The organism is Kitasatospora sp. NPDC004531 (genome assembly GCF_053602195.1).
Genome location: NZ_JBSGDD010000130.1, coordinates 1 through 14,065 on the forward strand (window position 1 = coordinate 1; position 14,065 = coordinate 14,065).

The 14,065-nt window shown below is 73.7% G+C and carries 13 protein-coding genes; 3 read left to right on the forward strand and 10 right to left on the reverse strand.

All coding sequences use genetic code 11. The features are described from left to right. The first annotated feature begins 90 nt into the window (after nt 1-90). The 3 genes from ACWEMJ_RS31555 to ACWEMJ_RS31565 all read left to right on the forward strand — a co-directional run bounded on the left by ACWEMJ_RS31555 (nt 91) and on the right by ACWEMJ_RS31565 (nt 3,153). On the forward strand, nt 91-930 hold the full coding sequence (locus tag ACWEMJ_RS31555) for a hypothetical protein (protein WP_452140554.1): 840 nt from the start codon (nt 91-93) through the stop codon (nt 928-930). Nucleotides 931-1,107: 177 nt separating this feature from the next. Beyond that, the gene (locus ACWEMJ_RS31560; protein WP_452140555.1) at nt 1,108-1,941 is read left to right on the forward strand and encodes a hypothetical protein; all 834 of its coding nucleotides are present in this window, start codon (nt 1,108-1,110) and stop codon (nt 1,939-1,941) included. Nucleotides 1,942-2,085: 144 nt separating this feature from the next. Beyond that, nucleotides 2,086-3,153, forward strand: a complete 1,068-nt coding sequence (locus tag ACWEMJ_RS31565; RefSeq protein ID WP_452140556.1) for a LacI family DNA-binding transcriptional regulator — start codon at nt 2,086-2,088, stop codon at nt 3,151-3,153. 42 nt (nt 3,154-3,195) lie between these two features. Here the strand turns inward: ACWEMJ_RS31565 and ACWEMJ_RS31570 are convergent, their stop codons facing one another. The 10 genes from ACWEMJ_RS31570 to pstC form a co-directional block, all read right to left on the reverse strand. Then, the gene (locus ACWEMJ_RS31570) at nt 3,196-3,684 is read right to left on the reverse strand and encodes a hypothetical protein (protein WP_452140557.1); all 489 of its coding nucleotides are present in this window, start codon (nt 3,682-3,684) and stop codon (nt 3,196-3,198) included. 931 nt (nt 3,685-4,615) lie between these two features. Beyond that, entirely contained in the window at nt 4,616-6,073 is a 1,458-nt protein-coding gene (locus ACWEMJ_RS31575; protein WP_452140558.1) for a dihydrolipoyl dehydrogenase family protein, read from the reverse strand. A gap of 126 nt (nt 6,074-6,199) precedes the next feature. Continuing rightward, on the reverse strand, nt 6,200-6,667 hold the full coding sequence (locus ACWEMJ_RS31580; RefSeq protein WP_452140559.1) for a hypothetical protein: 468 nt from the start codon (nt 6,665-6,667) through the stop codon (nt 6,200-6,202). Between the two features lie 74 nt (nt 6,668-6,741). Then, a complete protein-coding gene (locus ACWEMJ_RS31585) occupies nt 6,742-7,170 on the reverse strand; it encodes an SsgA family sporulation/cell division regulator (RefSeq protein WP_452140560.1) in 429 nt (142 codons plus the stop codon). Nucleotides 7,171-7,419: 249 nt separating this feature from the next. Further along, nucleotides 7,420-7,971, reverse strand: coding sequence for a YceI family protein (locus ACWEMJ_RS31590; protein ID WP_452140561.1), 552 nt, complete (start codon nt 7,969-7,971; stop codon nt 7,420-7,422). Between the two features lie 140 nt (nt 7,972-8,111). Next, the gene (locus tag ACWEMJ_RS31595; protein ID WP_452140566.1) at nt 8,112-8,885 is read right to left on the reverse strand and encodes a phosphate ABC transporter ATP-binding protein; all 774 of its coding nucleotides are present in this window, start codon (nt 8,883-8,885) and stop codon (nt 8,112-8,114) included. A 235-nt stretch (nt 8,886-9,120) separates the two neighbouring features. After that, nucleotides 9,121-10,011 carry a sortase domain-containing protein gene (locus tag ACWEMJ_RS31600; RefSeq protein ID WP_452140562.1) on the reverse strand — a complete coding sequence of 297 codons (891 nt, stop codon included), beginning with the start codon at nt 10,009-10,011 and terminating at the stop codon, nt 9,121-9,123. After that, complete coding sequence (locus ACWEMJ_RS31605; protein WP_452140563.1) at nt 10,008-11,699, reverse strand: substrate-binding domain-containing protein; 1,692 nt, start codon at nt 11,697-11,699, stop codon at nt 10,008-10,010. The genes ACWEMJ_RS31600 and ACWEMJ_RS31605 overlap by 4 nt, the downstream gene beginning before the upstream one ends. 41 nt (nt 11,700-11,740) lie before the next feature. Then, complete coding sequence (gene pstA, locus ACWEMJ_RS31610) at nt 11,741-12,901, reverse strand: phosphate ABC transporter permease PstA (protein WP_452140564.1); 1,161 nt, start codon at nt 12,899-12,901, stop codon at nt 11,741-11,743. Between the two features lie 14 nt (nt 12,902-12,915). After that, nucleotides 12,916-14,065, reverse strand: a 1,150-nt coding sequence (pstC, locus tag ACWEMJ_RS31615) for a phosphate ABC transporter permease subunit PstC (RefSeq protein WP_452140565.1), incomplete at its 5' end; no start/stop codon positions are given.

Genomic DNA, 14,065 nt, shown 5'->3' on the forward strand with positions numbered 1-14,065 from the left:
ACAACTCGCTTGCCAGGACGGGCGGTTCAGGGTGTATGAATCGTCCGCCCGCACCGATCGCGGGCCATGGACAAGGGGGGTCTCCGCCGCATGCGGAAGAACGTCTTCAAGCGCACCACCGCCGCCCTGCTCGGCGCCGCCGCCATCGCCCTCGCGGCCCCGGCCGGCACCGCCGCGGCGACCACGCCGCCGGCCACCCAGGGCACCGTCCTGTCGACCGGCAAGCAGCTCCTGCCGGGGCAGAGCATGATCAGCGGCGCGACCGAGCTGGTCATGCAGGACGACGGCAACCTGGTGCTCCACCTGGACAACGACTCCGGCCGCCGCGGCCCGGTGCTGTGGTCCATCGGCACCTGGGGCAACCCGGGCGCGTACGCCTTCATGCAGCCCGACGGCAACTTCGTCGTCTACCGCCAGGGCGGCGGCCCCGACACCGGCGGCGCCCTGTGGAGCACCGGGACGTGGGGCCACCCCGGCGCGGCCCTCTCCCTGCTGAACGGCTCGCTGGACGTCATCGGTCAGGGCGGCTACTGGCAGGCCGTCACCGAATTCGGCCCGGGCAGCGGGAAGGACCGGTTCGGCCCGCTGCCCTCGACGCTCGACGGCCACCGCTGGATCGAGTCGAACTCGGTCTGGCTCGTCATGCAGGCCGACGGCAACCTGGTGCTCTACCGCAAGCGCGACGGCGCAGCCCTGTGGTCCACCGGCACGTACGGCCGTTCGGGCTACACGTACGCGACCGCCGCCGGCTCGACGAACGAGAGCGCGCTGCAGCTGATCAACTTCGACGCCGGCTCCTTCCCGATCTGGTCGCTGCCGATCAAGGGCCGGCCCGGCGACTACGCGGTGGTGCAGGACGACGGCAACTTCGTGCTCCGCAGCAGCGACGGCACCGCGCGCTGGTCCAGCGGCACCTGGGGCAACTGGTAACCGCCCCGGGGGACGGCGCGGCACGCTGGTCCACCGGCACCTCGGCCAACCGGTAACCGCTCCGGGACGGTGCCACGCGGCGTCGACAAATCGCCTGGCAGAGCGGGTGCGAACGGGTGTATGAATCATGCGCCCGCGCGAATCGTGGGCGCACGGAACAGAGGGGATCTCCGCCGCATGCGGAAGAACGTCTTCAAGCGCACCACCGCCGCCCTGCTCGGCGCGGCCGTCATCGCCGTCGCCGCGCCCGCCGGCACCGCCGCCGCGAAGCCGCCGGCGACGGAGTCGACGGCCCTGCTGAGCGGTCAGAAGCTCCTGTCGGGGCAGAGCATGATCAGTGGTGAGTCCGAGCTGGTGATGCAGCAGGACGGCAACCTGGTGCTCTACCTGGACGGCGACACCGGCCACCGCGGCCCGGTGCTGTGGGCCGCCGGCACGTACGGCAACCCGGGTGCGTACGCCTCCATGCAGCCCGACGGCAACTTCGTCGTCTACCGCCAGGGCGGCGGGCCGGACACCGGCGGCGCCCTGTGGAGCACCGGTTCGTACGGCCACCCGGGCGCGGTCGCCTCGCTGCTGAACGGCTGGTTCGCGGTCTCCGGCCAGGCGTTGTACTGGCAGACCCACACCGGCTACACCCCGGCCGTCGGCGCCACCAACGACAGGCTCGACGCGCAGCGCAACACCCTGGCGTCCGGCACCTGGATCGAGTCGAACTCGGTCTGGCTGATCATGCAGACCGACGGCAACCTGGTGCTCTACCGCAAGCGCGACGGCGCCGCGCTGTGGTCCACCGGGACGTACGGCCACCCGGGCACGAACCTCTCCATCATGGGCGCGACGAACTCCGGGGCGCTGTGGCTGATCGCCGGCGGCGAAGGCCGGATCTGGATGCTCCCGGTCGCGGGCCGGCCCGGTGACTACGTCAAGATCCAGGACGACGGCAACTTCGTCCTCTACGGCGGCGACGGCACCGCGCGCTGGTCCACCGGCACCTGGGGCAACTGGTAACCGCCCGCCCCGAGGGTGCGCCGGGCTCCGGATCCTGCGCGCACCCTTGACGGTGCACCGACCAGCGCCTACGGTGCGGACACCGATGGCCCCGGGCGGGTGGCCACGGCATCCCCCCGTTCCGCGCCAGGAAGGGCGGCCGCGTTGCCCGTTCACCCGCTCCCCCAGTCCGACCGCGCCGTCCCCCTGCCGGGCGGCGACCACCCGTCACCGGCCCCCGGCCGGGCCGCTCCGGGCGGTCCGACGCTCGCCCAGGTCGCGGCGCACGCGGGCGTGTCCAGCGCCACCGCGTCGCGGGTGCTGAACCGGTCCGCGCCGGTCTCGCCGCAGATCGCCGCCCGGGTCGAGTCCGCCGCCCGCGACCTGCGCTACGTCCGCCGCCGGGCACCCGCCGCAGCCGCCCGGGAGACCGACGCGATCGCCGTCGTCGTGTTCGCGGACGTGCTGCGCTTCCACGCCGACCCGTTCCCGGTACGACTCCTCGCCGGGGCCCAACGCGTCGTCCCCGAACGCGAGTTGGTGGTGCTCACGGCCGGTCCCGGCCCGGCCAGGCCGTCGCTGGTGCGGTACCTGTGCGGCGGTCACGTGGACGGCGTGCTGCTGGTCGGACGGTGGGGCGACCCCGCGCTGCCCGGGCTGCTGCAGGCCGCCGGGGTGCCGGTGGTCTCGCTGGGGCGGCCCCCGCGCGAACAGCGGCTGGCGCACGTGGACGCCGACAACCTGAGCGGGGCCCGCGCCGCCGTCCGCCTGCTGCACCGGGCCGGACGCCGACGGATCGCCACCATCGCCGGACCGCCCGACACCGCCGCCGGCGCGGACCGCCTGGCCGGCTACCGGCGCGCCCTGCTCGACCACGGCGACCCGGCCCGCTGCGCCGTCGCGTACGGCGACTTCGGGATCCGCTCCGGCGAGCACGCGATGCTCCGGCTGATCGACCAGTACCCGGACGTGGACGCCGTGTTCGCCGCCTCCGACGCGATGGCCGTCGGCGCGCTGCGGGTGCTGCGCCGGCTGGGCCGCCGCGTCCCGGACGACGTCGCCGTGGTCGGCTTCGACGACTCCCCCGCCGCGGCCTCCGCCCGCCCGGGCCTGACCACCGTCCGACAGCCCGTCGAGGACCTCGGGGCACACGCCGTCGAACTCCTCCGCGACCCGTCCCCGAGCCGCTCGGTCGTCCTGCCCACCCACCTGGTCGTCCGCCAGTCCTGCTGAGCGGGGGGGCTGTCCGGCGCGGCGCGGCGCGGGCCCGTTCGGTCAGAAGCGGGGCGGCTCGGCGAGCAGCGCCACGCGGTCGGCGACCGGGTCGAACCCGAGCACCGGGTGTCCGTAGTCGCCCTCCGCGCTCAGCTCCACCGGCTTGCCCAACCGCCGGCCGATCACGGTCAGCAGCGCGCACAGGCGGTCCACGCCCTGCTGGCCCTGGAGCTCGCGCAGGTCGACGTCGAAGTCGATCTCCTCGGCGCAGCAGGGCCGGAAGATGGCCAGTACGCCGGGCGCCGGCCACACCCGCAGCTCGACCGTCTCCGCGTCGGCGGGCCGCGCCAGCACCTCGGCGGCAGTGGGCAGCGGCCCGACGGCCCCGCCCACCGTGTACTCCCACGCCCACCCGCTCGCCCCGGCCACCAGGTCGAACACCGCCTGCCAGTCGTCCACCGTGGTGCCCGGCACGGACACGTCCGGCAGTGCGCCCATCAGGTCGGGGTCGAAGAAGTCCTTGACGTGGCTCCACAGCAGGTCCGGCATCCCGCCATGCTGCCTGCCACGACGGTCCTCGCGCAGCCCATTTCCCGCGACCCTCCCGCGGGCCGGGGGCGGCTCGGGTGCGGGGCCGCCACCGTCACGAGCAATCGCCCGGTCGGCTGCGGGTGCAACTGTCGGTCGCTCCAACTCGGTTGCCAGCGCTCTCCCCGGGCAGCCGGTCGGGCGTCCCGGTCGACGACCGGCGGTCGGTCGCGGAGATCGCAGCGCGTTGTGCGGGTGACACCGCACGGCCGGTGCGCCACGGTCCGCCCGACCCGGAGCACGGCCGGATTCGGCACCGCCTCCCGGCCGGTCCTGGTCGGCCAGCACCGGGCCCGCTCGCGCCAGTAGTCCCCAAGCCCCGCCAATTCCCGCGCCGGGTACGACAGTTCCGGACCACCGGACCAGCCCCCACCGCAGCGCCGAGGACCCAATTGGGTGCCCGCAGACAACGCCCCGCGCGTATCGCTGCCTGCCCAACGCTCGACCCACGCTCGCGGCAGCTGTCCTCGGCCATCGCCAATTGCCGTGCCGGGCTCAACAGTTCCGGACCACCCGGCCGACCCCCGCCGCAGCACCGAGGACCCGCTCGGGGTCATCGCGGACAACGCCCCATGAATATCAGTGTCCGCCCGACGCTGGCCCCGGCCAGGCCCCGCCCCCGGCCGAACCCTCCGACCAGGGCCGGGGCCTGCTCGCGGCAGTAGTTCTCAACCGTCTCCAATTCCCGTGCCGGGTCCGACAGCTCCGGACCGCCGGACCGGCCCCCGCCGCAAGGCCGAGGAGCCGACCCGGTGCCAGCGGACAACGCCCCGCGCGCATCGATGCCCGCTCGCGGAAATAGTCCTCGACCGCCGCCAATTCCCGCGCCGGGTCGGACAGTTCCGAACCACCTGGCCGGCCCAGCCGCAGCACCGCAGATCCGCTCGGGGCGTCAGCCGCGGTAGGACTCCAGTAGGCGCAGCCAGACCTCGCTGATCGTCGGGTAGGCGGGGACGGCGTGCCAGAGCCGCGACAGCGGGACTTCCCCGGTGACGGCGACGGTGGCGGAGTGCAGGAGTTCGGCGACGCCCGGGCCGACGAAAGTGACGCCGACCAGCGTCTCCCGGTCCAGGTCGACGACGGCGCGGGCGCGGCCCCGGTAGCCGTCGGCGTAGAGCGAGGCGCCGGCCACGTTGCCGAGGTCGTAGTCGACGGCGCGCACCCGCAGGCCGGCGTCTTCGGCCTGGCGCTGCGTCAGGCCGACGGCGGCGACCTCGGGGTCGGTGAAGACCACCTGTGGGACGGCGGCGCGGTCCGCGGTGGCGACGCTGCGGCCCCAGGGGGCGAGGTCGAGCGGGCGGTCGGCGGCCCGGTCGGCGATCACCTGGCCGAAGATCCGGCCCTGGTACTTGCCCTGGTGGGTGAGCAGCGCACGGTGGTTGACGTCCCCGGCGGCGTACAGCCAGCCGCCGGGGGCGTCGGTGGCGAGGCCGGTGTCGTCGGTGGTGATCCAGTCGCCGGGGGTCAGGCCGACGGTGTCGAGGCCGAGATCGGCGGTGTTGGGGACGCGCCCGGTGGCGAACAGCGCTTCGTCGGCGGGCAGCCGGGTGCCGTCGGACAGGTCGAGTGTCACGGTGCCGTCCTCGGCGCGGTGCACGGCCTCGACGGAGACGCCGAGGCGGATGTCGACGCCGGCGGCCCGCAGGCCGTCCGCGACCAGCTGGCCGGCGAAGTCCTCGGTCCGGTCGAGCAGTCGGCCGCCGCGCACCAGCAGTGTCACCTCGCTGCCCAACGCCCGCCAGGCGCTTGCCATTTCGACCGCGACGACGCCGCCGCCGACCACCGCGAGCCGCCCGGGGACACTGCTCGCGGAGGTCGCCTCCCGGCTGGTCCACACCCCGGCCCCGGCGAGGCCAGGAAGCTCGGGCAGCGCGGCCCGGGTGCCGGTGCACACGGCGACGGCGTGCCGCGCGGTCAGCGTGCGGCGACCGCCGTCCGGGGTCTCCACGACCACCCGCCGCTCGCCGTCGAGCCGCCCGTGCCCGCGCACCAGCTCGATGCCGGCGGACGCCAGCCAGGCGACCTGCCCGTCATCCTTCCAGTGCGACGCGAACTCGTCCCGCCGCTTCAGCACCGCCCCCGCGTCGAGCCGCCCGCCGACGACCTCCCGCGTCCCGGCCAGCCGCCGCGCGTCGGCGAGCGCCGCCGCCGGCCGCAGCAGCGCCTTGCTCGGCATGCACGCCCAGTACGAGCACTCACCCCCGACCAGCTCCCGCTCGACGATCGCCACCGTCAACCCCCCGGCCCGCACCCGGTCCGCCAGGTTCTCCCCGGTCGGCCCGGCCCCGAGCACCACCACGTCAAAGCTGTCGCCGTCCGCACCCATCAGCAGCCGCCCTCCCACATCCATCGCTCCGCGCCACGCCCTCAACGCAACGCCCTGTCAAGCCCATTCGTACACCACCACCCGCCCCGCACCCACGCGCCTCACGGAGACGGTCGCGGCAGCGGCGCCTCCCCCACTCGCCAACGGGCGTTACCCGTACCGCAGTGCGCGCTGCACGCCGTCCGGGGCCCGCTCGATCAACGCTTCCGCCCGCGTCCGCTCCCCCGACCCGGCCGGGTGGCGCAGCGCCCAGCGCAACACCGGCACGGCATCGTCCGCGCGCAGGAACTCCGCCGCAGCACCCCCGCCGTCCCGCACCGCCCGCCACGTGGCCAGCGCCGCCGGCAGATCGGCGACGGCTCCGACCAGTTCGACGTCCCGCGGCCGGGCGCTCAGCCGCAGCCGCCCGTCCTTGGTGGTCCCCAGCACCACGCAGGTCAGCTGCTGCCCGACGGCCGGCCAGTCGGCGCGACCGGCCGCAGGATCGTCCGAGAGGTCCAAACAGTCGACGTAGCCGGGAACGTCACCCGGCGCAGTGCGCGTCACGGGGCCGTAGTGCCGGTGCACGACCACCACGCAGTCCACCAGGGCATATCTGGGCACTTCCGGTTCTTCCATCGCGTCCTCCCGGTGTCGCCTTGCCGGTTGTTCACCTCTCGGCCAGGGGCGCAGTCACCCGTCGCCGCGCCGGGTCAGGGGTGGTCCGGGGTGAGGCCCGGGGTGGTGGGGAAGAGGGGGGACGGGTCGGTGGGGGCCGGTTGGTGGGTGGGTTCGGTGCCCGGGGGGACGAGGGCGTGGGTGGCGGTGAGGAATTCGGCGAGGGGGGCGGTGGGGGCGAGGACGGTGGCGCGGGTGCCGTCGGCGCCGAGGAAGGCGAGGCGGAGGCGGCCGTGCGGCCAGGGGCGGATGCGGACGGCGCCGTTGCCGGCCGGGCCGGTGAGCCCGGCGGCGAGGAGGTCGCGGGCGACGAGCCAGCTGACGCCGCCGTCGGGAGTGCCGTCGGGGAAGGTGAGCCGGACGGCGTACGGGTCGCCCGGTCGGTAGCCGAGGATCATGACGCGCCGCCCCCCGGTCGGGCCGAACACGTGGACGGGCAGCTGGCGTTCGACGCACGTGCGCATCAGGCGGGTCTCCTCGTTCCGATGTCCGCAACCGCCTTCCCCTGGTGGGGTGTTGTATGCGTCCGAGGCGCGGACGGGCGGGCCCACATGGTACGGCGTGGTGACGGCGGCCGAGGCTCCGGGAGGCCCGATCGCGGCGGAGCAGCCAGGAGCAGGACGAGTAGGGAGGACGGCAAGGAGCAGTAGCGAGCAGCACAGCGGCGACCGCAACGGGAAAACGCTTTCCCGTTGCGGTCGCCCGGTGCGCCGTCAGCCCTGCTTGATGGCCGAGACGTCGAACTCCAGCACCACCTTGTCGCCGACCAGCACGCCGCCGCCCTCCAGCGCGGCGTTCCAGGTGACGCCGTACTCCTTGCGGCTGATGGTCACCGAGCCCTCCAGCCCGACCCGCAGGTTGCCGTAGGGGTCGACCGCGTTGCCGGTGTACTCGAAGTCGATGGTGACGGGGCGGGTGGTGTCCTTGATGGTGAGGTCGCCGGTGACCCGGTAGTCGGTGTCGGAGCGCTTCTCGACGGCGGTGCTGCGGAAGGTGATCTCGGGGAAATTGGGGGCGTCGAGGAAGTCGTTGGTGCGCAGGTGCTGGTCGCGCTGCTCGACGCCGGTGTCGATGCTCTCGGTCTTGATGACCACCTGGCCGCTGGAGCGCGACGGGTCGGCGCCGTCCAGGTGCGCGGTGCCCTCGAACTGGTGGAAGGCGCCGCGCACCTTGGTGACCATGGCGTGGCGGGCGACGAACCCGATCCGGGTGTGCGTGGGGTCGAGGACGTAGTCCCCGGTGAGTTCGCTCAGGCTGACGGTCATGGGTCTGCGCTCTCTCCTCGTGAGGTGGCTCCGACGGACGGGCGACACCGGCGGCTGCATCGCGCCGGTCGCCGCGTCCACGCTAGGCGCTCGCCCTCCCCAGCCCGGCCGTGACACACCGTCGTGCCCGCCGGGGCGGGTCAGCCGAAGCGCCCGTTGACGTAGTCCGCGGTGCGCTGGTCGGCCGGGTCGGTGAACAGCCGCTCGGTGGGGCCCGCCTCGACGATCCGGCCGGGGGTGTCGTGGGAGGCCAGGAAGAACGCGCAGGACTGCGAAACCCGCTGCGCCTGCTGCATGTTGTGGGTGACGATGACGATGGTCAGGCGGTGGCGCAGGTCGGCGATGGTCTCCTCGATGCGGCGGGTGGAGGTCGGGTCGAGCGCCGAGCAGGGCTCGTCCATCAGCAGGATCTCCGGCGAGACGGCGAGCGAGCGGGCGATGCACAGGCGTTGCTGCTGGCCGCCGGAGAGGGCGCCGCCGGGGGTGCCGAGGCGGTTGCTGACCTCGTTCCACAGGCCGGCCTGGCGCAGGCTGGAATCGACCAGGTGGTCGCGTTCGTCGCGGCTCGCCTTGATGCCCGCCAGCTTCAACCCGCTGATCACGTTGTCGTACAGCGACATGGCGGGGAACGGGTTGGGCCGCTGGAACACCATGCCGATCCGGCGGCGGACCTCGGCGGGGCGGCGGCCGGTGGCGTACACGTCCTCGCCGTCCAGCAGCACCTCGCCGGCCAGCGCCGCGCCGCGCACCATCTCGTGCATCCGGTTGAGGATCCGCAGGTAGGTGGACTTGCCGCAGCCGGACGGCCCGATCAGCGCGGTGATCTCGCCGGCCCGCATCCGCAGCGAGACGCGCTCCAGCACCTTGCGCTGCCCGAACCAGGCGGTCAGGTCACGGGTCTCCAGCCCGGACAGCCCGGAAGGCCCGGACAGCCCGGAGAGCCCGGCAGGCCCACCGGCAGGCCCACCGGTCGCGGTCGGCCCACCGTTCGCGGCAGGCCCACCGTTCGCGGTCGGCCCGTCGCCGGGCACCGGCGGCAGCGGGATCGTCGGCGGGTCGGCCGGATCCTTGCCGAACTCGGCTGCGGTGTGCGGGGGTTGTGCGGTGTCGGTCATCGGCGGGCAGGTCCTCTCCGAGAAGTACACGGGGTCAGTACACGTTGGGCAGCAGGGCGGCGGCGTTCTCGTACACCGCCCAGAGCAGCGCGGCCACCACCGGCGCGAAGCACAGGTAGCTCGCGCCGCGCCGCCACCAGCGGGCCGCGAGGACGCCCGCGACGACCGCCAACAGCAGGGCCAGCGACCAGAGTTGGAGCGCGGACAGGGCTCCCTTGTCGGCGGCCAGCGCCTTGTCGGTGGGGGCGAGGGCGGGCCGGCGGGCCCCGAGCGGCTGCGGTTCGCCGTCGAGGCGGGCGCCGATCAGCACGGTGCTGGTGGGGATCCAGTCGGAGTCGCCGGTGACCAGCACCAGCCGGTTGGGCGCGCTGTCGGTGATCGGGTGGTCCCCGTCGCCGGAGGTGTTGACGGTGTAGTGGAAGCTGCCCTGGCCGGTGGTGATGTCGATGCCGTCGCCGGCCTGGAGGCCGGCGAGCCCGGCGAACGGCGCGCCGAAGGTGGTGGAGCGGCCGAACAGGACGGCCACGCCGGGCTGTCCGGGCAGCACGGTGTCGCGGCGGTGCCCGGGGCCGCGCATCAGGTCGCGGCCGTTGGTGCCCTCGACCACCACGGCCTGGTGCAGTCCGAGCGCCGGGATGTCCAGCACGGCGAGCGGTGCGCCGTCGTCGGTCGGCCCGGTGGGCGCGGTGGCCTTGCCGAGCTGGTCGCGCAGCGTGGCGTACGCGGTGGCCTGGTGGCGCGCCTCCTGCAGCCCGGAGAGTCCGAACAGGTAGCCGGTGAAGCCGAGTAGCAGCACGGCGGCGAACGTCACCGACCAGGCGACGGCGAGCAGTCGGCGCCGTCCGCGACCGGGCGGCGCCGGGGCGGCGGCGGCCGGTCGCGGCTCGGGCGCGGCCTCGACGCGGGCGGGGGTCATGGTGGTCATCGGGGCCCCGCCGCGGTGTTGCGCCGGCGCCACCAGGCGGCCAGCAGCGGCGGGACGGTGACCACGCCGAGCAGTTCCAGCGCGGTGAGAGTGGACAGCAGCCAGTCCTGCGGCCGGCCGCCGAGCGCGACCACCGCGCCGGGGGCGTTGCCGCCCGAACTGCCGCCGCCGGAGCCGGAGTCGGTGACGACCTCCCCGGTCTGCGGATCGACGGCGCCCGATCCGGCGCCGCCCGCGGCCGCACTTCCGCCCGCGCCGCCGCCGCCCGCGCCCGGGGTGCCGCCGGTGCCGCCGCTGCCCCCCGAACCGCCGTTTCCGGAGCCGGAGTTGCCGCCGTTGCCGGTCTTCACGGCCTGCCCGTTCTGCACGGTGCAGTCCAGCGGGCTGCCCTTCTTGTCGCAGGGGCTGGGCTGCGGGGCGTCCTTCAGCACGATCAGCTGGCCGGCCGAGTCGAAGGTCGGGTTGGGGCAGTTGGAGAGGCTGTTCGGGTCGACGGGGCTGGCGTTGCCGGGGATGTGCTGGGTCTGCAGCAGCCCGCCGCGGACCAGGTTGCGCGGGATCGGCGAGTAGCCGAGGTCGTCGGCCTCGCGCTGCCCGGCGCACAGCACGTACGCCAGGTAGCGGCTGAGCGCGTTGCCCTTCTCGTTGGTGAACTTCGGCGTCACCGGCAGCGCGGCGCCGGCCCGCGGCACGATCAGGTAGCTGTAGGAGGAGATCGGGTAGGAGCGCGGGTCGTTGTTGGTGTAGACGCCGTCGAGGTTCTGCTGCAGGTAGTCGGGGTCGTTCGCGGAGGTGTTGTCGTCGACGCCGCGGATCCTCGCGGCGGTCAGCGCGACGGCGACGTTGGAGGCGTTCGGCAGGGTGTAGTACCCGGCGGGGTTGAGCACCTTGACGACGGGCCAGCCGCTGCGCTTGGCGAACGCGTACTCGTCGTAGCCGATCGCGCCGATGCCGGTCGGCGACTGGATGTAGCTCGCCACCACGTCGGAGCCGTTCTGCGCGGTCATCCGGCCGGCCGCCGGGTAGAACTCGGTGTAGTCGCCGCAGCTGACGCCGTTGACCTGCACGCAGTAGGCGTCCCACTCGTTCTTGTGGGTGTGCTCCATCCAGCGGGTGAACTGGGCGCTGGCGCCGGAGCCGTCGGAGCGCACCACCGGCGTGATCGGGATCTTCGGCAGCGGACGGCCGTAGTCGGCGGTGATCTTCGGGTCGTCCCAGGAGGTGATCCTGTTGGTGAAGATGCCGACGATGGTGTCGGGCGACAGCCGCAGGTCGGTGACCTTCTTGCCGCCGACCTCCAGGTGGTACATCAGCGCGGTGCCGCCGGCGGTGATCGGCACGTACGAGTAGCCGTACACCGGGTTCTCCGGCTGCCCCTGGCCGTTGTTGGCGCCGCCACCGCCCACACCGCTGTCGGCCTTGGACCGGAACGGCACGTCGGAGGCGGTGAAGTCGTCCTGGCCGATGGACCACTGGACGCGTCCGGCGGCCGAGCCGACGGCGGTGAAGTCGATCTCGATGCCCATCGGCTGGACGTCGCGGCGCCACTGGTCGATGGCCGGCCCGGCCCAGCTGGAGCCGTCCGCCTTCAGCGAGGTGGACGCGTACGCGGGCGACGCGCCGAGCAGTGCGGCGGGCAGGGCGAGGGCGGCGGCGAGCAGCGCCGACGTCAGGTGACGGAGTCGCACGGGGCGGGTCTTCCTTCTCGTACGCGGATTCTGACGGTTCATCAGTTCGCCACCTGCACCACGGTCTTGGCGGCGGCGGCGCGGCGCAGCGGGCGGCGGATGCGGCGGTCGGTGGGGGTGCGGTGGCGGCCGAGGACGCGGGCGGTGACGAACAGCACCAGCACCACGGCCATCAGGGTGAGTCCGCCGGCGAAGGCCCGGGCGACCATGTCGGGGTAGGGCTGCTTGACGTAGTTCCAGATGAACAGGGGCAGGCTGGTCTGGTTGCCCTCGAAGGCGTCCAGGTTGAGGCGGGTGGTGAAGCCGGCGGTGAGCAGCACCGGGGAGGTCTCGCCGACGCCGCGGGCCATGCCGAGGACGACGGCGGTGGTCAGTCCGGGGCGGGCGGTGGGCAGCACGACGTGCCAGACGGTGCGCCACTGGCTGGCGCCGAGCGCGTAGGAGGCTTCCTTGAGGGTGCCGGGGACGAGCCGGACGACGACTTCGGCGGCGCGGGTGACGATCGGCATCATCATCACGGTGAGGGCGAGGGAGGCCGCGAATCCGCTCTTCTCCACGCCGAGGGTGAGGATGACGACGCCGAGGATGAACAGTCCGGCGACGATCGAGGGCAGTGCGGTCATCGCCTCGACCAGGACGCGGACGGGTTTGACCAGGCGGGCGCCGCGCCGGGTGCTGCCGGCCTCGACCAGGAAGACGGCGGTGAGGATGCCGAGCGGCACCGAGAACAGGGTGGCCATGCCGAGTTGTTCGAGGGAGCCGACCACGGCGTGCAGGCAGCCGCCGGAGGTGATCGGGTCGAGGGCGGCGGTGCTGCGCATGGTCTCGGTGAAGAAGTTGAGGTGCCGGGCGGCGTGCAGGCCGCGGTAGAGCACGTAGCCGATCTGGTCGGCGATGACGGCGAGCACCAGCAGGCCGGAGCTCCAGGCGAGCGCGGTGGCGAGGCGTTCGCGGACGGTCAGGGCGTCCCACTGGAGGCGGCCGGCGATGGCGTAGAGGGTGAGGAACAGCAGGTACCAGCAGAGCAGGAAGCCGAAGACGCCGCTGAACGGCAGGATGCGCTCGTAGAGCAGCCAGTCGAGGGCGAGCGAGCCGCCGGCGGCGCCGAGCAGGGTGAGGACTTCTTCGCGGGTGACGCCGCCGAGCCGGATCCGTTGCTGCTCGGGGGCGTCGGTTTCGTTGCCGGGGTGGGTGGTTGCCATGTCGGGTCCTCCGGTCAGTCCGAGGTCGAGGCGCCGGACCGGGACCGGCTGATGATGAACCCGGCGGCCACGTTGACCAGCAGGGTGATGGCGAACAGCACGAGTCCGGCGGCCATCAGCGCGGACAGCGACAGTGCGTCGGACTCGCTGAAGCGCAGGGCGATCAGTGCGGAGATGGAGTTGCCGCCGTTCTCCAGGACGTGCCAGGAGAGCCGGAACACCGGCGAGATGATCAGTGCGACGGCGATGGTCTCGCCCATGGCCCGGCCGAAGCCGAGCATGACGGCGCCGATCACGCCGCCGCGTCCGAACGGCAGCACCACGGTGCGGACCATGCCCCAGCGGGTGGAGCCGAGCGCGTAGGCGCCCTCGCGTTCGCCGGCGGGGGCCTGGGAGAACACCTCGCGGCTGAGCGAGGTGATGATCGGAATGATCATCAGGGAGACCAGGGTGCCGGCGATGAACGTGGACGAGGTGTAGGAGGTGGCGACCTCGCCAGTGCGCACCTCCAGGAAGGGCAGCGCCCCGCCGAGGTGGACGGCCAGCCAGCGGCAGAAGCCGACGATCCGCGGCTGGAGGAAGAACAGCCCCCACAGGCCGTAGACGATGCTGGGGATGGCCGCCATCAGGTCGACCAGCGAGATCAGCGTGGGCCGCAGCCGGACGGGCGCGTACTCGGAGATGAACAGGGCGGCGGTGATCGCCACCGGCACGGCGATGCACAGCGCGATGACGGCGATCAGGATGCCGTTGGGCAGCACGGCGGCGATGCCGAAGGAGTGCGCGGCGGTGCGCCAGCGCTGCTCGGTGAGGAAGGACCAGCCAACGGCGTCCAGTGCCTCGGTGCCGCGCAGCAGCAGGAAGAACGCGATCAGGCCCATCAGCGCGAACACGGACAGGCCGGCGGCGCGCAGCAGGCCGCGGAAGGCCCGGTCGGCGGGCGAGGCGGGGGCGCTGATCGGGCGGGGCCGGTCGGCTTCGGGCGGTGGGAGGCGGGTCTCGGCCGGTTGGACGGCGGCGGTCATGGTGTCAACTCTCCGCGCGGTGAGGGTTCCTGGGGTGGTCGACTCCGCGCGGCAGCCGGCCGCGGCCAGCTCCCGCGCCAGCGGCAGATGCCGGTGCCTGCCGCTGCTTCCCGCCCCGTGCATCAGCAGCGCCGTCCCC